General features: G+C 50.7%; 16 protein-coding genes and 1 pseudogene. 4 read left to right on the forward strand and 13 right to left on the reverse strand.

Features of this window, described 5'->3' with window-relative positions; all coding sequences use genetic code 11:
- Window positions 1-380, reverse strand: a pseudogene (locus B4H10_RS08975) (hypothetical protein); the annotation flags it as partial.
- A gap of 116 nt (window positions 381-496) precedes the next feature.
- On the opposite strand from B4H10_RS08975, the gene lgt reads away from it, so the two are divergent.
- Window positions 497-1,291 (forward strand): prolipoprotein diacylglyceryl transferase, encoded by a 795-nt coding sequence (gene lgt, locus B4H10_RS08980; protein ID WP_292018692.1) that lies wholly within the window; start codon window positions 497-499, stop codon window positions 1,289-1,291.
- A gap of 198 nt (window positions 1,292-1,489) precedes the next feature.
- On the opposite strand, the gene sufU is transcribed toward lgt, so the two are convergent.
- From sufU to B4H10_RS09025, 9 genes are all read right to left on the reverse strand, one after another.
- Complete coding sequence (sufU, locus tag B4H10_RS08985; RefSeq protein WP_059077328.1) at window positions 1,490-1,927, reverse strand: Fe-S cluster assembly sulfur transfer protein SufU; 438 nt, start codon at window positions 1,925-1,927, stop codon at window positions 1,490-1,492.
- Window positions 1,928-1,941: 14 nt separating this feature from the next.
- The gene (locus tag B4H10_RS08990) at window positions 1,942-3,162 is read right to left on the reverse strand and encodes an aminotransferase class V-fold PLP-dependent enzyme (protein ID WP_292018693.1); all 1,221 of its coding nucleotides are present in this window, start codon (window positions 3,160-3,162) and stop codon (window positions 1,942-1,944) included.
- Window positions 3,125-4,261, reverse strand: coding sequence for a SufB/SufD family protein (locus B4H10_RS08995; protein WP_059077330.1), 1,137 nt, complete (start codon window positions 4,259-4,261; stop codon window positions 3,125-3,127). The genes B4H10_RS08990 and B4H10_RS08995 overlap by 38 nt, the downstream gene beginning before the upstream one ends.
- Window positions 4,262-4,276: 15 nt before the next feature.
- Entirely contained in the window at window positions 4,277-5,641 is a 1,365-nt protein-coding gene (gene sufB, locus B4H10_RS09000) for a Fe-S cluster assembly protein SufB (RefSeq protein ID WP_201784385.1), read from the reverse strand.
- A 104-nt stretch (window positions 5,642-5,745) separates the two neighbouring features.
- On the reverse strand, window positions 5,746-6,492 hold the full coding sequence (sufC, locus tag B4H10_RS09005) for a Fe-S cluster assembly ATPase SufC (protein ID WP_059077332.1): 747 nt from the start codon (window positions 6,490-6,492) through the stop codon (window positions 5,746-5,748).
- A 186-nt stretch (window positions 6,493-6,678) separates the two neighbouring features.
- Window positions 6,679-6,840: a hypothetical protein gene (locus B4H10_RS09010; protein WP_292018694.1), complete on the reverse strand. Its 162-nt coding sequence runs from the start codon at window positions 6,838-6,840 to the stop codon at window positions 6,679-6,681.
- A 4-nt stretch (window positions 6,841-6,844) separates the two neighbouring features.
- Complete coding sequence (scfB, locus tag B4H10_RS09015) at window positions 6,845-8,239, reverse strand: thioether cross-link-forming SCIFF peptide maturase (protein ID WP_059077333.1); 1,395 nt, start codon at window positions 8,237-8,239, stop codon at window positions 6,845-6,847.
- A gap of 65 nt (window positions 8,240-8,304) precedes the next feature.
- On the reverse strand, window positions 8,305-8,445 hold the full coding sequence (gene scfA, locus B4H10_RS09020) for a six-cysteine ranthipeptide SCIFF (protein ID WP_059077334.1): 141 nt from the start codon (window positions 8,443-8,445) through the stop codon (window positions 8,305-8,307).
- 65 nt (window positions 8,446-8,510) lie between these two features.
- Window positions 8,511-8,906 carry a hypothetical protein gene (locus tag B4H10_RS09025; RefSeq protein ID WP_059077335.1) on the reverse strand — a complete coding sequence of 132 codons (396 nt, stop codon included), beginning with the start codon at window positions 8,904-8,906 and terminating at the stop codon, window positions 8,511-8,513.
- A gap of 278 nt (window positions 8,907-9,184) precedes the next feature.
- On the opposite strand from B4H10_RS09025, the gene B4H10_RS09030 reads away from it, so the two are divergent.
- The 3 genes from B4H10_RS09030 (at window position 9,185) to B4H10_RS09040 (ending at window position 11,784) form a co-directional block, all read left to right on the forward strand.
- Entirely contained in the window at window positions 9,185-10,363 is a 1,179-nt protein-coding gene (locus tag B4H10_RS09030; RefSeq protein ID WP_059077336.1) for a cation diffusion facilitator family transporter, read from the forward strand.
- Between the two features lie 158 nt (window positions 10,364-10,521).
- Window positions 10,522-11,010, forward strand: a complete 489-nt coding sequence (locus B4H10_RS09035) for an HD domain-containing protein (protein WP_075582154.1) — start codon at window positions 10,522-10,524, stop codon at window positions 11,008-11,010.
- A 45-nt stretch (window positions 11,011-11,055) separates the two neighbouring features.
- Window positions 11,056-11,784 carry an NAD-dependent protein deacylase gene (locus B4H10_RS09040; RefSeq protein WP_059077338.1) on the forward strand — a complete coding sequence of 243 codons (729 nt, stop codon included), beginning with the start codon at window positions 11,056-11,058 and terminating at the stop codon, window positions 11,782-11,784.
- Between the two features lie 107 nt (window positions 11,785-11,891).
- Here the strand turns inward: B4H10_RS09040 and B4H10_RS09045 are convergent, their stop codons facing one another.
- From B4H10_RS09045 to B4H10_RS09055, 3 genes are all read right to left on the reverse strand, one after another.
- Window positions 11,892-13,283 carry an amino acid permease gene (locus B4H10_RS09045; protein ID WP_059077339.1) on the reverse strand — a complete coding sequence of 464 codons (1,392 nt, stop codon included), beginning with the start codon at window positions 13,281-13,283 and terminating at the stop codon, window positions 11,892-11,894.
- Between the two features lie 193 nt (window positions 13,284-13,476).
- Window positions 13,477-15,843: an endonuclease MutS2 gene (locus tag B4H10_RS09050; RefSeq protein WP_170087712.1), complete on the reverse strand. Its 2,367-nt coding sequence runs from the start codon at window positions 15,841-15,843 to the stop codon at window positions 13,477-13,479.
- 49 nt (window positions 15,844-15,892) lie between these two features.
- The coding region (locus tag B4H10_RS09055) for a DUF3656 domain-containing U32 family peptidase (RefSeq protein ID WP_292018696.1) at window positions 15,893-17,514 on the reverse strand (1,622 nt) is incomplete at its 5' end.

Consider the following 17,514-nt stretch of genomic DNA (forward strand, 5'->3'; position numbering starts at 1 on the left):
TGGGAAATGCTGATATTGCGGCCTTCTTTGCTTTCTGCGCCGGGCAGGGTCAGGCTCACATTGCGGTCCTTCCACAATTCCCTTCCATCATCAGCAGCGGGAAGGCGGAACCAGTACTGCCCTTTCTTTGACCGGTTGGGATAGATGCCGTATTGCTGCAGTGCCTTGTCACTGACCAGCCATCGCCGGCCATCTTCTACAATCTGCAGGTCCCTGATATTCTGATTGGAAATGGGATTTTCCACGACCGGGACGGTAAAAACGGGATCGGCTGCTTTTCCTGCCGGGCTTTCCCCTTTCGGCGCAGCCCAGGCACCGGTAGTGGCCGCACAGGTCAGGAATGCGGCAAGGCAGATTTTTTTTATGTTATGTCTATGCATGGTATGTTCTCCTCATCGTTGAGTACGGCTTCCCTAATGACCGCCTCTGTTGTATAATGAATCAGCTGTGTTCATTGCAGCAGTCTTCATTATATCACAAAGGAGCGGCATTTTTTATGCATCAATACTTATTTTTTATCGGTTCCTTCCCAATCCGGGCCTATGGTCTGTTATTTATGCTGGGAATCATTTCGGCTGGCATCACGGGATATTACATCATGAAGAGGGACGGACGCGGTTGGCATGTCCATATCTTCGACTTTACCATGTACTGCGGCCTGTCAGGCATCGTCGGCGGCCGGCTGTGGGATGTCTTCTTTTTTGACTGGGCCTATTATCACAATCATCTCACGGAAATCCCCTACGTCTGGCAGGGCGGCATGGCCATCCAGGGCGGCCTCTTATTCGGAGCCATTGCCGGTATCCTCTACACGAAGTATCATCACATCGACACCTGGGCTTTTGCCGATCTCCTGGCACCGGCCATCATCCTGGGCCAGTCCGTCGGCCGCATGGCCAATCTCATGAACGGCGACGCCTTCGGTCATCCTACGGGCGGGAATTTTGGCATCGTTTACCCCGATACGACTCTGGCCTACCATACGTACGGGAACCAGCCTCTCTGGCCGGCTGAAGTCTGGGAAGGACAGGGAGATATCCTGATTTTTGTCCTCCTCCTCTTTTACAGCGCCTTTCCTCACAAGAAAGGGCAGGTATTCTGCCTGTACGTCATGCTCTACGCCATGGAACGGTTCTTCCTGGAATTTCTCCGTGGCGACTACGTCAACCTGACACTGGGCCTGAAATCAGCCCAGATGACCAGCGTCATCGCCTTTATCATCGCCCTCATCGCTTTCATCATCCTCCAGTGGAAAGGAAGCCGGGACACTGGAGATGCCATGCAGAAATGATGGATATTTGATATTTGATACTGGCTGTCTGACTTATCACGTAAATGCCAAAACAGGCTGTTCCATTAAGCAAATTTGCTTAATGGAACAGCCTGTTTTTCATATACAGCACTGCTAACAGTCAGCCGCTGACTGCTAAATGCTAGCCGCTAGCCACGAATCACTGGCCACTAATCACGGCCTGCGGACTGCTAGCCACTACTTTTCTTCCCGTTCCAGGGCATCTTTCAGCGTATGCCATGCCAGGACGGCGCACTTGACACGGGCCGGCATGTTGGAAATATTCTTGAGGGCAATAGCATCTTCCAGTTCTTCCAGCTTGTCATCGTCAGTCACTTCCCGCTTGATCATTTCCAGGAAGAGGTTGACCAGGCGCAGCGCTTCTTCGACGGTCTTGCCCTTGATGAGGTCAATCATGATATCAGCCGAAGCCTGGCTGATGGCACAGCCATGGCCTGTATAGGCGGCATCTTTGATGACCCCGTCCTGAATATCAGCCTGCAGGGTAATATCGTCGCCACAGCTCGGGTTATGGCCGTGTTCGCTGAGGTTGGCACCATCGAGGGGATGCTTGTTTTCCTGACACTGGTTGTGTTCCAGGATGATGTCGGAATACAATTCATTCATATTTTCCATGACTTTTTATCTCCTTAATCGTTGAAGCCCATCTGCTTGCGGACGAGAGGCAGTTTTTCAAGGAAGTAATCCACTTCTTCGAGGGTATTGTAGATATAGAAGCTGGCGCGGTTGGACGCTTCTACGCCGAGATGAGCGCCGAGCGGCTGGGCACAATGGTGGCCCGAACGGATGGCAATGCCGAAGCTGTCGAGGATGGTAGCCGCATCATGAGGATGGACACCGTCGATGGTAAAGGTAATGACGCCCGTCTTTTCTTCCGGATCGGTGCTGCCGATAATGTGGATATGGGGAATCTTCTTCATCCCTTCCAGGCAGTGTTTCGTCAGTTCGTATTCATGGGATTCGATATTGTCCATGCCGATGTCTTCCAGATAATCGATAGCGGCGTGGAGGGCGACGGCACCTTCTACGTTCTGGGAGCCGGCTTCGAATTTAAAGGGCAGTTCATTGAACGTCGTGGACTGTTCCTGAACGTATTCGATCATATCGCCGCCCAGGAGGAACGGTTCCATTCCTTCCAGGATGGCTTTCTTGCCATAGAGTACGCCCGTGCTGGCCGAGCCGCACATCTTGTGGCCGGAGAATACGAAGAAATCACAATCCAGGTCCTGTACGTCCGTCTTCATATGAGGCGTGGACTGGGCGCCATCGACGATGGCAATGGCTCCTACGGCATGAGCTCTGGCCACGATGTCCTCTACAGGCCGTTTCATGCCAAAGACATTGCTGACGGCGGCAAAGGAAACGATTTTCGTCTTGTCATCGATCTTAGCCAGGTCTTCTTCCGTAAAATGGCCTTCCTTGTCGAGATACATATAGACCAGTTCAGCTCCGGTCTTCTGGCAGACGCGCTGCCAGGTAACCAGATTGGAATGATGTTCCGAAATAGGAATGACGATTTTATCGCCTTTTTTCAGTTTCGGTTCGGCGTAGCTGCGGGCAATGAGGTTCAGGGCTTCCGTCGTATTGCGCACGAAAACGACTTCTTCACTCGATGCAGCATTGATGAAGCGCCGTACGGCTTCGCGGGCTTCATCATAGACTTCACCGGCTTCGATGCTCAGGATATGGGCACCGCGATGGGGATTGCCATTGTGATGTTCCAGGAGATCCACGATGGCATGAATGACCTGATAGGGCTTCTGCGTCGTTGCCGCATTGTCAAAATAAACAATCTGATGACCATTGTGGACTTTAGTCAAGATGGGGAAATCTTTGCGTACATTTAGCATGGCAATCACCTTTCTTATAGCAGAACTGCATCTTTTCCCGTACAGCCTGCAGAACTTTATTTTCTAAATCAGTATCACCCAGTTTATCGATGACCGGGCGGATATTGGATTCGACGATGATCAGCTGGGCTCCTGCTTCATTGAAGCCACGGCTCATGAGGTAGAACAGCTTGTCCTTATCGATCTGGCCGGCACTGGATGCATGGTTGCCGACGACGTCGTCTTCCTTGCAAAGCAGCAAGGGAACCGAAATGGAATGGACGTTGGGGCTCAAAAGGATGCATGTATCCGATTCGGACCCGACGGCCTTTTTGCCACCGCGGAGGAAATCAATGGTGCCGCGGAAGTATTTCTTCGACGTATCGAGAAGGGCACCTGTCGTCACGATATCCGTGTTGGTCTTGACGCCTTTTGTCGGTACCCAGTAGGAAAAATCGACAATCTGGTCATCATTTCCCAGATACATGGCCTGGCTGTTGAAATTGCTTTCATCGTGCATCAGGTCTGTCTTATAGTAGACGATAGCCGCCTTGGCGCCGATTTCCGCACTGACATAATCGATTGTGCTTTCCTTACCGGCATCGGCATAGCGGTGTTCCACGTGGCGGACGTGATGGCCGTGGAGCTGTACTTTGCTGATTTTAACGTGAGCCTGTTCGCCTGTCTTGACATAGGTCAGGAAATTAACATATCCACCGGCAGCATCGCCGTCAAAAATCAGATATACGGTGAGGTCGCTGTGATCTCCGGCCTGAATGGTGAGCTGGCCCGTAATCTGCGGGACGGCAGCACTGACCGTATAGTCAAGCCATACGGCACCTTTCTGGCCTGCACCGACCGTTACGGCACAGCCCGTATTGCTTTCATCGAGGGCCTTGTTCAGGTCTTTTTCATTGGATCCCTGGAAGTCCCCCAAATCCGGTACCTGCCGGCCCGTATAAAAGGATACGGCAGCATCGCCGGTATGACGTTCAGCCGGTGTATAGGAGGGCACGGATTTCTGTGCCAGTGGTTCTAAATCGAGGTGATTGACTTTCATCCAGCGGAAGGTAGGACGCGGAAGCTGATTATATTGTACGACTACTTTATCTTTTGCCATTCTTCTCCTCCTCCCTTATTTCAACGAACCTTTGAGTTCGAGGTTGATCAGGTTATTCATTTCAACGGCATATTCTAATGGCAGTGCCTTGGAAACCGGTTCTACGAATCCCCGTACGAGCATGGCCCGGGCTTCATCTTCGCTGAGGCCGCGGCTCATGAGATAGAAAATCGCTTCGTCGGAAATACGGCCGATAGAGGCTTCATGGCCCAAGTCGATGTTGTCGTTCTTGACGACGATAGCCGGGATCGTATCAGACTGGGACTGTTCATCCAGCATGAGCGATTCACAGCTGACGTTGGCCTTGGCTCCTTCTGCCTTGGGATTGATGACGACGCTGCCTCGGTAAATGCAGACACCGCCGCTCTTGCTGATGGATTTGGAATTGATGTTGCTCGACGTATGAGGCGCATTGTGGACGACCTTGGAACCCGTATCGAGATATTGTCCCTTACCGGCAAAGGTTACGCCCGTGAATTCGCAGTGTGCCCCTTCTCCCTGGAGGATACTCATAGGATAGAGACAGGACGTATGGGATCCAAAGGAACCGGTGACCCAGTTGATGGTCCCGTTCTTGCCGACAATGGCCCGTTTCGTATTGAGGTTGTACATATTTTTGGACCAGTTTTCGATTGTCGAATAGGTCAGCGTAGCATCGTCACCTATGAAGAGTTCGACGCAGCCGGCATGGAGGTTGGCCACGTTGTATTTCGGTGCCGAACAGCCTTCGATGAAGTGGACTTTGGCACCTTTTTCGACGATGATCATGGTGTGTTCGAACTGGCCTGCTCCCGGTGCATTGAGACGGAAATAGCTCTGCAGGGGAATGGACACATCGACACCGGCCGGTACGTAGACGAAGGAGCCACCAGACCAGACGGCGCCGTGGAGGGCAGCGAATTTATGATCCGTCGGCGGCACGAGTTTCATGAAATGGGCCTTGACGATATCTTCGTACTTTTCCAGTGCCGAATCAAAATCCGTATAGACGACGCCCTGCTGCACCAGTTCGTCCTGGATGCTGTGGTAGACGACTTCCGAGTCGTACTGGGCGCCGACGCCGGCCAGGGATGTCTTCTCCGCTTCGGGGATGCCCAGGCGGTCGAACGTATCTTTGATATCGTCGGGAACGTCATTCCAGTTGGCTTTCATCTGTGCGTTCGGGCGGACGTAAGTGACGATATTGTCCATATCGAGTTCACTGATATCCGGACCCCAGTCGGGATATTCCATGTGGTTAAAAATATCGAGTGATTTAAGACGGAAATCGAGCATCCACTGCGGTTCGTGTTTCTTTTCCGAGATTTCACGGACGATATCTTCCGTAAGACCCGCTTCCGTCTTATAGGAATAGTTGAAATCCTTTTTAAAATTATACATATTGCCGAAATCGGAGAAGGTATCGATTTTCTGACGTTCTGCATTCAGTTTTTCTTCCCGTTCTTCGACCAGCTTTTCTTTTTCATCAGCCATAGTCCTACCTCCTATTCAGCCTGTCCTCTGAATGATTCGTACCCGTTGGCTTCAATGGTCTGGATGAGCGAGGCGTCGCCACTCTTGACAATGCGGCCGTTGATGAGGACGTGAACGAAATCCGGTTTGAGATGCTGCAGGATTTCACTATGATGAGTAATGACCAGGATAGAATTGTTTTCGTTATGATACTGGGATACCGTTTCCGAAACGATGCGGACGGCATCGACATCGAGGCCCGAATCGATTTCATCGAGCATAGTCAGCTTGGGTTCGAGCATGCACATCTGCAGGATTTCCGTCTTCTTCCGTTCGCCGCCTGAAAAGCCGTCATTGACATACCGTTCGGCATAGGATTTATCCATTTTCAGCTGATCCATCTGGGCATGCAGTTTTCTACGGAACGGCATGATGCGCTGCTGCTGGCCGGAAACGGTGCTCTTGGCATTACGGATGAAATTTTCAACAGAAATACCCTGTACAGCGATAGGCTGCTGAAATGCCATAAAAATACCGGCCTTAGCTCGTTCATTGACGGGGGCATCGGTAATATCATTTCCTTCAAAGAAAATCTTTCCTGCTGTTACGACGTATTTCGGATTGCCCATAATCGCATTGAAAAGCGTCGATTTGCCGGCGCCATTGGAACCCATGATAACGTGGGTTTCTCCTGTATTGATTGTTAAATCGAGACCTTTCAGGATTTCTTTGCCTTCTACGGCGATGTGTAATCCTTCTACTCTCAGTAATTCGCTCATGTTGTATCACTCCTATGAAACTTCTTGAACCGTGTCAGAGCTAATTTGTAATGTATACTGTTTAGCTACACATAAGATTACTCCAATACGGAATTAAAGTCAACTCTTTTGGTGCATTTTATCATGCAATTTGGAAAAAAACTATGTCCAGCAAGAAAACGGAGCTGCCATCACAGCCCCGTCTACTTATTTCCTTTTCCGACGCCATCCGATGATCTGAGCCAGGACGGCAAGAACTGCCAGCACCAGCAGACCGATCATCTTGGCCGTCGGCCCTTCCATGACCAGCGCGTAAATCAGATAAAAGAATACGACAAGCCAGAGAAATATGTTTATCTTGCGGACCATATCATCACTCCTGTGCAGCTTCCTGCCGCTTCATGGCCAGTTTCGCCTGGATATACATGGCGCATTCGATGCGCTTCTTCTGGATGCGGCAGCTCAGTTCGTACGGTGTCTGGATGTTGCCGCCATATTTGATATTGTTGGCATGACATCCGCCACTGCAGAAAAACTTGGCCCAGCACTTGCAACACTCCGGTTTATTGAGGACATGCATATCGCGAAACAGGGCCGGAATAGTATCATTCGTCACGCCATCGTAGACGTTGCCGATGACATAACCGTCCTGGCCTACGAACTGATGGCAGGGATAGATGTCACCATTGGGGACGACACACATGTATTCGTGACCGGCACCACAGCCGCGCAGCCGTTTGGCGATGCAGGGGCCGCGGTACAAATCCATAATAAAATGATAATAAACGAACGGACGACCTTCATCATAACGCTGAAGATAAAAATCCGTAAGGCGGTCGTATTCATCAAAAATCCTGGGAAGATCGTCGTCCGTAATGGCATAGGATAAATCGTCGCCTACGACAGGTTCCATGGAAAGACCTTCAAAACCCAGATCCGCCATATGCCGGACATCTTCTGTAAAATCCAGATTATATTTGGTATACGTACCGCGCACGTAATATTCTTCGCCATTGCGGTGTTTGGCTGCATAAACCTGATTCCGGGCACATGTATCGTACGAGCCGTGACCGCCTGCATCGGGACGCATGCGGTTGTGGACTTCCGGACGGCCATCGAGGCTCAGGATAAGACTGATATGCTGGTCGGTCAGGTATTTCACTTTGGCCGGATCCAGGAGCATACCATTCGTCGTGAGCGACAGCTTAAATACCTTATCGTGGATTTTTTCCTGTTCGCGGATATATTCAATAGTCTGTTTCACTACATCGAAATTCATAAGCGGTTCGCCGCCAAAGAAATCGATTTCACAGTGCTGCCGCTTGCCTTCTGTACTTTTAATAAGCAGATCGACGGCCCGTTTTGCCACGTCGAAGCTCATGAGTTCCCGTTTATGCGTGTCATAATCACCCTGGGATGCAAAACAGTATTTGCAGCGCAGATTGCAGTCGTGGGCAATATTGAGGCACAACGATTTGATGACCGGTTCTTCCTCAGCCACGACTTTAAAATTATCACACATGGGTGCGAAGAGCATTTCTTTTTCTATCAGTTCATCCAGTTCGGAAAGAGATTCATCTAGTTCACTCCGGGAATACGTCGTCCCCAGTCCTTCATAGACGGCGTTTTTATTCGTGCCGTCATAAATGTCGAGGATATCGTAAGTCACCTTGTCGATGACATTGATGATGCCGCTATTGACGTCGAGCAGCATGTACGTTCCGTTCTGGCAATATTTATGGATCATCGGATTAATTTGTTCAGACATAGTTCCTCCATACAAAAAGAATACCCTTTACCTTCCGGTAAAGGGTGTCCCCTCAGTGTTCAACCTTATTTTGTGCAGACCTGATTGCCTACCGTGCAGGATGTCTTGCAAGCGGACTGGCAGGATGTCTGGCATTCGCTGCAGCCAGCGTGCTGCGCCGTCTTCTGGATAGATTCTGTATTAATAGTAATGATGTGTTTTGCCATGATATTCACCTCTCATAATTATAACTGGTATTATTGTAACATAGAACCGTATTTTCTACAATGTCTTATAAAAGACTGAATCCTTCAAAAACAAAATTTTTCCCAACCCGCACGACGATGGATCGTTCCTGGAACAGCTCATTCGTGTCAAAGAAAATGTCGAACCCGCCACGATAGGTGACATAGACGGAGTTGATATGTTTCAGATATCCCCGGATTTCTTCAGCGGAAATTTCCGGTTCCCCGTCGGACCGCCATTTCTTATTCTTAAAATTGGCAATGAGCGGTGCATGGGCCAATACACGGACATGATGCTGATGAATCCAGTCCCATATTTCTTTGCTATACCGTTCGGCTTCTTCCTTCTGGTCTTCACCGAGACCTTCCAGCGTAAATAATACAGGCTTGTCACCGTACATGACTTCATCCATATAACTGCCTTTTACATATTGTAAACTCATATCGATTGAACCCTCCACCGTACAAATTCACAGACACATATCAATCACTGTGCCCTTTTATACTACAAAATTCTACAACATTTGTCAAACTGAGATAGCAAAAACAGGACAATATATTTTATATTTTTCAATTTCAGTACGTTATATACAGATACCCCGTCAGATGTTCAGGCCCCGTTCCGGTTCATAAATTCACCTTTTTCAATCTATCTCTACACAACCCATTCTTTTCATGCTACAATGATACCAATCTTGAGAATACCAAAGAGGCGATACGTATGATTGAATATATCATCCGTCATACTGTAAAGAATTACAGCAATACAACTGACAAAAAGGTCCGCGAGCAGTACAGCATCGTCGGCGGCATCCTGGGTATTATCTGCAATCTCTTCCTGTTCATCGGGAAGTTTCTCGTCGGCATGACCAGTGGCAGCATCGCCATCATTTCCGATGCCTTCAACAACCTGAGCGATATGGGATCGTCTTTTATTTCTATAATAAGCGCCAAGCTGAGCAATCGTCCTCCTGACGAAGACCACCCCTTTGGTCACGGGCGGTTTGAATACCTGGCATCCCTTACCATTGCCATCCTGATTCTCATTGTCGGGTATAAGCTCTGTGAAGCATCGGTTACGAAATTCTTTGAACCGGAAACATTGGATTTCTCGTTGTGGGGAGTCATCATCCTCGTCGCATCCATTGCCGTCAAAGGATGGATGTGCCTGTATAACCGCTATATTGCCAGGCAGATTCACTCCAGTGTCAATGAGGCGACTGCATCCGACAGCATCAACGACGCCATCGCCACGACGGGTGTCCTGCTGGCCACCATTGCCCAGCAGTTTACTACTCTGCCCATCGATGCCGCTGCCGGTACGCTCATCGGACTGCTCATTCTCTATTCCGGTGGCAGCCTGGCAAAGGAAGTCATCAACATTCTCCTCGGCAAGGCACCAGACCCGGAACTGGTACGGGAAATTACCGACTGTGCCCTGCACTGCCCCTATGTCGTCGGCGTCCATGACCTGAAAATCCACGACTACGGCCCCGGTCGTACCTATGCTTCCATCCACGTGGAAGTGCCTGATACGTCCGATATCGTAGAAGTCCATTCGGCTGTCGATGAACTGGAGGATATTCTGAAAGAGAAATTCCAGATCAATATCAATGTTCACATGGATCCGCTCTGCACGGATGAGAAAATCATTTCGGCCATGCGCCACGATATCGACACGTTGATCCAGACGGAATATCCCCAGTATCATACGGATAATCTCCGCTTCACTGCCGGTGCGCGCCATCCGAATATCATCTGCGACCTCCATATCCCGCCGGAAGAATACTCCGAAGAAAACATCATCGCCATCCGCAAAAAAATCAATGCATCCATCAAAAAATATAACGAACGGTACCACGTCGTCCTGGCAAACATCCTGCCAGAAGGAAAACAGTGACCGGCAACAGGCCCGGTGGCAACTCCCATGAGATTGCTGCCGGGCCTGTTAGTTCTGATGCTAAAAAATACAATCCTTTTGCCGGCTGTACCGCCTATCCAGCCGAAAATAGTGTATAATAAAAGCGATAGACAGATTCTGAGAAAGGTGGCATATATGTGAACATTCCCAAACTAATAGAAGCAGCTGTTGCCTACGACCATGGCGATCCCCGGCGTATCCAGCATTTCCTCAAAGTCTACGCCTACGCCGATTTGATTGGTCAGCTGGAACACCTCGCTCCGGATACGCAGGAAATCCTGGTAACGGCAGCCGTACTCCACGATATCGGCATCCACGCGGCAGAAGAAAAATATGGCAGTTCGTCCGGCAAATATCAGGAATTGGAAGGGCCGGCTATCGCCCGCAAGCTGTTGGAACCCTTCTCTTCTTCTTCGTCTTTTACCGACCGCGTCTGCTGGCTCATCGGCCATCATCACACCTATACGGGCATCGACGGCCCCGATTATCAGATACTTTTGGAAGCGGATTTTCTGGTCAACGCCTACGAAGATCAGCTGGATGCAGACGCCATCCGCACCTTCCGGGATAAGGTGTTCCGCACCGGGTCAGGTATTTCGCTGCTAAACACTCATTTTGATATATAGATTAGTTCAGAAGTAGTTTTTCGCGTTTGGAAAGGAGCGGTCCTCATGTCTGCTATTGATACGTTTCTCCAGATGGTCCATGATTCGGACAATATTGTATTCTTTGGCGGTGCCGGCGTTTCTACGGAAAGCGGCATTCCTGATTTCCGCAGTAAAGACGGACTCTATAACCAGCACTACAAATATCCCCCTGAAACGATGCTCTCCCATACGTTTTACGAACAGCATACAGACGAGTTCTATCGGTTCTACCGGGATAAAATCCTGAATGCGTCTCTTTCGGCCCAGCCTAATATGGCTCACAAGAAGCTGGCCGAACTAGAACAGGCAGGCAAGCTGAAGGCTGTCATTACCCAGAATATTGACGGACTGCATCAGAAAGGCGGCAGCAAAAATGTTCTGGAACTGCACGGCAGTATCCACCGCAATTTCTGCCAGCACTGTCATAAATTCTTCGATGCCGAATATATCAGGCAGACGACAGGTATTCCTAAATGCGATGCCTGCGGCGGTACCATCAAGCCCGATGTCGTTCTTTACGAAGAAGGCCTCGACAATGATGTCATCGAACAATCGCTGTACTACATCAGTCATGCCGATATGCTCATCATCGGCGGTACCAGCCTGGTTGTCTATCCGGCCGCCGGCCTCGTGCGTTACTATCACGGCCACAAACTGGTACTCATCAACAAATCAAGCACCGATATGGACCATACGGCCGACCTGGTACTCCACGATTCCATTGGCGAAGTCTTTTCCAAGATAAAACTCTGACCCAACCGGGCCCGGGATATACCAGATTGACAAAAGCAGCTGCGTTACACAGAATGTAATGCAGCTGTTTTTTAGTATAAAGACGATAATGGTAGATGTAAACACACCTATTTTCCTGCTTCCTCTTTCTGCAATACGCTATGACGGTTGCCATATACGAGGTAAATCAGCAGTCCTAGTACAGACCATCCGCCAAAGAGGAGGAGCGTATGGGGAGATAATTCCGAGAAGATGAAGGCACAGCAGATAAATCCCAGGGGAGCAATGATGTGCACGGCCGGACAGCGGAATCCGCGCGGCTTGTCGGGATAGACGCGGCGCAGGATGAGAATGCCCACGCAGGAGCAGAGGAAGGCAAAAATCGTTCCGGCACTGCACGTTTCCGCTACGATGTGTATGGGTGTGAATCCCGTGATACAGGCGACGACTATGCCTATGATGATCTGAATGATATAAGGCGTATGGAATTTCGGATGCACTTTGTAGAGACTCATAGGCATGAGGCCGTCCCGGCTCATAGAATAGAGAGCACGGCTCTGGGCAAAGAGCATGCCAAGGACGACTGTGGAAAGGCCACAGATAGCGCCCGTACCGACGATAGCCGACCCCAGGTGCAGGCCGATGTATTCGAGGACATACGAAGCAGGAGCCGCCGTATCCAGCATCGGATATGGTACGACGCCGGTCATGGCCGCACAGACGGCAATGTACAGGATGGTGCAGATGGCCAGAGCCAGAATGATTCCGATTGGCATATCCCGTTTCGGATTCTTCGTTTCTTCTGCTGCCGTAGATAAGGCGTCAAAGCCAAGGTAGGCAAAAAACAGCACGGCTGTGCCGGCAAATACGCCCTGCATGCCAAAGGGCAGGAAGGGCTGCCAGTTGACCGGCTCAATGTGCGGCGCTGCCAGGAATAAGAACAGGAAAATCGTGCCGATTTTGACAAAGACGAGAATCCGATTGACCCTGGCACTTTCCCGGACACCGACGACGAGAAGGGCCGTTGCCAAAAGGACGATGAGCACAGCCGGCAGATTGATGATACCACCATCAGCGGGTACGCTGGTCAGTGCCTTGGGCAGGTCGATACCGCAGGAATGAAGGATGCCGACAAAATAGGCAGACCAGCCACCGGCTACGGCACTGGCTCCGACGGAATATTCCAGAATCAGGCTCCAGCCGACCCACCAGCCGAATATTTCACCCAGCGATGCGTAGGCGTACGTATACGAGCTCCCCGATACGGGAAGAAACGATGCCAGTTCGGAATAGGCCAGACAGACAAAGGCGCAGGTAATGGCCGCGAATACAAAAGACAGCATGAGTCCAGGGCCGGCATATTTGGCCGCTCCAATACCCGTCAGGACAAAAATCCCCGTTCCGATGATGATACCCAGCCCCATAAGGGTGATGTCAAAGGCGCCCAATGCCTTGGTCAACTTTTTCTCCTGCGTATGGGCCAGCAAGTCGTCGAATGATTTACGACGTAATAAATTCATATACTTTCCTCCATTTCTTACTATATTTTCCCATTTTACGAGAAAACATAAAAAATATCCCTTTGTGGACCTATTTTATCATATAACAACGCCAAAATCCATGACTATATTTCATCGCCTGTATAAATATTTGTAAATAGTAAAAAGACGCGGAAACAGTCATTACAACGTAATTCCGCGTCTTTTTACTATGCTAAAAATATACTAAGGTGACACCGTCTCCGCCATTTTGGGCATCGTCGAGTTTGTACTGTCTGACAAAGGGCTGTTCATCCAGGAAGGCGTGGACGGCTCTTCGCAGGGCACCGCTGCCTTTGCCATGGATGATGCGGACCGGACTGAATCCGGCAGCCAGTGCCTGATCGAGGAACCGTTCGATTTCGGGGATGGCTTCGGGGCCGGTCTTGCCGATAATGTTGAGCTCTGTCGCAACAGGGCCGGTCCGGATTGGCCGGAAGGACGAACGGCTCTGTTCCCGTTTCTCTTCCTGCTTTTCTTTCTTAATTTCTGACAAATAAGGGGCACTGATATCCTGTATCTTGACGCGGACGGTCATGCCGCGCACCGATACGGTCACCTTCTTGCCGTGGATTTTTTCTACTGTTCCCAGCCCGTCGAGAGAATTGATATAGACCTGCTGGCCCGTTTTGAGCTGGGCCGGGTCGATGGGATCGCGGTGCGGCTTTTCTGCTTCGGGCAGGGAAATCTGCTGGATGGCGCGGCGGGCCTGTTCGATGGCCTTCATCCGTTCCTTTTCACTCAACGATTCTTTCGACTGGGCTTTTAACTCCCGGATGATTTTTTCTGCCTCCAGCCGCAGATTGCGTTTCATATCGACGGCCTGACGCCGGCTGGAATCGATAATATCCTGCCGCTTGGAAGTGACTTTTTCTTTTTCCCTGCGCAGTGCCTCTTCTATCTGGCGCGCGCTGGCCAGTTTCGCCTCTAGTTCCTGTTCTTCTTCATCCATGCGTTTGGACTGGGCATTTAGTTTGGTCAGGATGGCTTCCATATCGACGTCCTGAGCCCTGCTGCGCAGTTCTTTCGCTTCGTCGAGAATCTCTTTGGGCATGCCCAGCCGTTCACTGATGCTGAAGGCATGGGAACTGCCTGCCGAACCAATGCGCAGCTTGTACGTCGGTTTCAGTGTATTCACATCGAATTCCACATGGCCATTTTCGATGCCCGGCGTATTATAGGCAAAGTTTTTCAAATCATTATAGTGGGTCGTCACCATGACATAAGAGCCCTTGGTGTACAAATTCTTGAGGATGGCGATGGCAATAGCACTGCCTTCAGCAGGATCCGTGCCAGATCCCAGTTCATCTGCCAGGATCAGATCGTCGGGACCACAGTGTTTCAGGATATAAATGAGCTGCTTCATGTGGCTGGAAAAGGTACTGAGATTCTGGGAAATATCCTGTTCGTCACCAATATCGGAAAAAATGTCGCGGAATATGGGCAATTCCGACCCCTCCATGACGGGCAGGAACAATCCGGACTGATGCATGAGAGCCAGAAGGCCCAAGGTCTTCATGGAAACGGTCTTGCCGCCCGTATTGGAGCCCGTAATAAGGAGTATGCGGTATTCTCCCCCTATGACAATTGTATTGGGTACGACCTTGACCGCATCAATTAGAGGATGACGGGCCTGGATGAGTTTTACCATCCGCCTTTTGGAAATAACCGGCCGCGTCGCTTTCATAGAAAGAGCCAGCTGTGCCTTGGCAAAGATAAATTCCAGCTTTCCTACGGCATAGGTACTGTCGTAGAGATTTTCATAATCTCCGGCGATAAGGGCCGTCAGGCGGCGGAAAATTTTTTCGATTTCCCTCGTTTCTGCGATACGGGCCGCCTGCAGGTCGTTATTGGCGTTGACGATGGCCATGGGTTCAATATACAATGTAGCCCCGCTGGCGGAGGTATCGTGGACAATGCCGGGGAAGGCATGACGGTATTCCTGCTTGACAGGAATGACGTAGCGGTTGTTGCGGACCGTTACCAGGGCATCCTGGAAATACTTCTGATATTCTTTATTTTGGAGTACATTGTGGACGTACCGTTTCGTCTGCCGTTCCAATTCAGAAATCCGCGTTCTCAGGCGCAAAAGCTCGACAGACGCATTGTCGCGGATCTGGTGGTTCTGGTCGAATACCTGGGCGATTTTGTGAATGATGAAGGAAAAATCGCCGATGTGGGAGGCCTGACCGGACAGACGTGGATAATCGCCTTCTTTTTCCGCAAAATACACCCTGATTTCTCCGTACCGCTGGGCATTGTGCCAGATATCAATGCAGTCCTGCCCGTCGAGTGTCACATCGCGCTTTGCCTTTTCCAATGCCGGACGGATATCGGTGATTCCTCCGAAGGGCACAGAGGCTTCCCGCTGCAAGCAGTGCCAGGCTTCTTCCGTATCAGCCAGGCGCGCTTCCACTACATCTGCATCGGATTCAGGACGCAGACGGCGGGCTATTTCCTTGGAAAGACGTGACGGAGCCAGCCTGACGAGCTGGTTCTGCACCTGATAAAATCCCAAAATCCGCATACTACGTTTATTCATATAGGGTAAAACTCCTTTTATTTCGTTTACTAATCGCTATCTTTATTTCTTATATAATGCCATGGAAGAAATGCCCCCGCGTGACATGCTGGTCTTCTTTCCCCAGAAGCATTGTTTCCCGGCCTTCCCATAATCGTACGTATCGGGCTGTCTGCACCGATACCCAGTCTGCACTGCGGCCCCGGCCTTCGATACGCAGCCGGCTGATATGGGCTGCCCGGAGATCCTTATAGTACGGAGCCATGTCCAGATCACGGTTATTGAGGATATGATTGCGGCAGAACGGGTCAGTCACGACAGGAAAATGCATGCCATGGCGGTCTTCCAGTGACAGATGGCGGCCGCTACAGGCACCATTGCAATGCCCTTTCCCTTCTTTGCTGAGACAGGCCGCCGCCTGGCAAAATTCGGTAATCATCATTTCCAGCCGGCCTTCTGCCAATACTTCTATGGAAACGGGTACCTGCCGGATAATCCGTCCAATCTGCCTCAATGTCAGTTCCGGAGACAGAGTCAGTTCACTACATCCGACATGAATGTAGGCCTGGGCGCTCTGGTTGTTAAAAATATTGAGTGACCAGTCGGCACTGCAGGGAAGGGACAGTCCTTCTGATTCCAGTAACGGAAATATCCCCATATTGCCAGCATAGATTCCAGATATACCCGCTTCTACTGCCAGGCGGAGTTCCGTCCGCACGGCAGCCACCTGACGGGGCCACAGGACCCGCGGCGTCGCGGCCCATAATTCACGGCCATACGATGCGGTCAGGGCCGATACCCGTTTCCATTCCTCTGCCGTCACGAAATGATGATCGTACGTTTCTCCTCCATATATGATACGGCCGGCTCCTGCCCTGAGTGCCGCCTCGGCCTGAGCGGGCGAGTCACAACGCACGGTAATACAGGGTGCCGTATCCGCTATAGATGCCGCCCTTACAAAAGTCGTATCCGTTTCTGCCCTTCCCGCAGAGGGGCGATCATAACCGGATAGGATATCCTCTTCTAGCCGGTCTGCCGCCTGACGGCGCAGTTCATTCAGGATACTGGCCGGAATCATGTGCGATTCATTCCAGACAGATGCATCTGCCAGAGTAAAACAGGTGTCACCCAATCGTTCCAGCTGCCCTTTGACCCAGTCACGCGTCGCCGGCCGTCGTGTTGCCCGTTCCGGCTGAAAAGAAGAGACGGCTTCAGCCGTATGGCCGTCTTCGTCCCACAGGGTCAGGCGCAAATTTCCCTGGTCAGTGCAATCTACATGACCGTAGACGGGTATATGACGGGTCAGGCCCGGATCTCCGCCTCCCGTATTGGGCACGCGGTTTCCCGGTATACCTGCCGTGATGGTGTGCCGGCCCAGATGATCCTTCAGAAAATCGGCCTGATAGGTGCGGTTGAAACTCTGTTTCAGCTGTTCTTCCGCTTCACGAAGACAGTGTTTCTGCTCTGTCGCAGGCTGATGCCAGCTATCCAAAAGGCTGCGATAGGCTCCCACAACGGTACGCACGTAACCGCATCCTTTCATGCGCCCTTCAATTTTGAGGGAGGAAACGCCGGCAGACAGGAGTTCATATATCTTAGAAGAACTGTTCAGGTCTTTCAGGCTCAGTATATAAGACGCTTCTCCGGTCAGGAGATCATCGCCGTCATACAGCTGATACGGCAGGCGGCACG

Source organism: Megasphaera sp. UBA4382 (genome assembly GCF_002391155.1).
Lineage (GTDB): Bacteria > Bacillota > Negativicutes > Veillonellales > Megasphaeraceae > Megasphaera > Megasphaera hexanoica.

Bases quoted from the DNA above. Each gene is read 5' to 3' on its own strand.
- B4H10_RS08995 (WP_059077330.1), bottom strand. From the start codon at position 4,261: ATGGCAAAAGATAAAGTAGTCGTACAATATAATCAGCTTCCGCGTCCT.
- scfB (WP_059077333.1), bottom strand. From the start codon at position 8,239: ATGTCTGAACAAATTAATCCGATGATCCATAAATATTGCCAGAACGGA.
- scfA (WP_059077334.1), bottom strand. From the start codon at position 8,445: ATGGCAAAACACATCATTACTATTAATACAGAATCTATCCAGAAGACG.
- sufC (WP_059077332.1), bottom strand. From the start codon at position 6,492: ATGAGCGAATTACTGAGAGTAGAAGGATTACACATCGCCGTAGAAGGC.
- B4H10_RS09045 (WP_059077339.1), bottom strand. From the start codon at position 13,283: ATGAATTTATTACGTCGTAAATCATTCGACGACTTGCTGGCCCATACG.
- B4H10_RS09050 (WP_170087712.1), bottom strand. From the start codon at position 15,843: ATGAATAAACGTAGTATGCGGATTTTGGGATTTTATCAGGTGCAGAAC.
- sufU (WP_059077328.1), bottom strand. From the start codon at position 1,927: ATGGAAAATATGAATGAATTGTATTCCGACATCATCCTGGAACACAAC.
- lgt (WP_292018692.1), top strand. From the start codon at position 497: ATGCATCAATACTTATTTTTTATCGGTTCCTTCCCAATCCGGGCCTAT.
- sufB (WP_201784385.1), bottom strand. From the start codon at position 5,641: ATGTATAATTTTAAAAAGGATTTCAACTATTCCTATAAGACGGAAGCG.
- B4H10_RS09025 (WP_059077335.1), bottom strand. From the start codon at position 8,906: ATGAGTTTACAATATGTAAAAGGCAGTTATATGGATGAAGTCATGTAC.
- B4H10_RS09040 (WP_059077338.1), top strand. From the start codon at position 11,056: ATGTCTGCTATTGATACGTTTCTCCAGATGGTCCATGATTCGGACAAT.
- B4H10_RS09010 (WP_292018694.1), bottom strand. From the start codon at position 6,840: ATGGTCCGCAAGATAAACATATTTCTCTGGCTTGTCGTATTCTTTTAT.
- B4H10_RS08990 (WP_292018693.1), bottom strand. From the start codon at position 3,162: ATGCTAAATGTACGCAAAGATTTCCCCATCTTGACTAAAGTCCACAAT.
- B4H10_RS09030 (WP_059077336.1), top strand. From the start codon at position 9,185: ATGATTGAATATATCATCCGTCATACTGTAAAGAATTACAGCAATACA.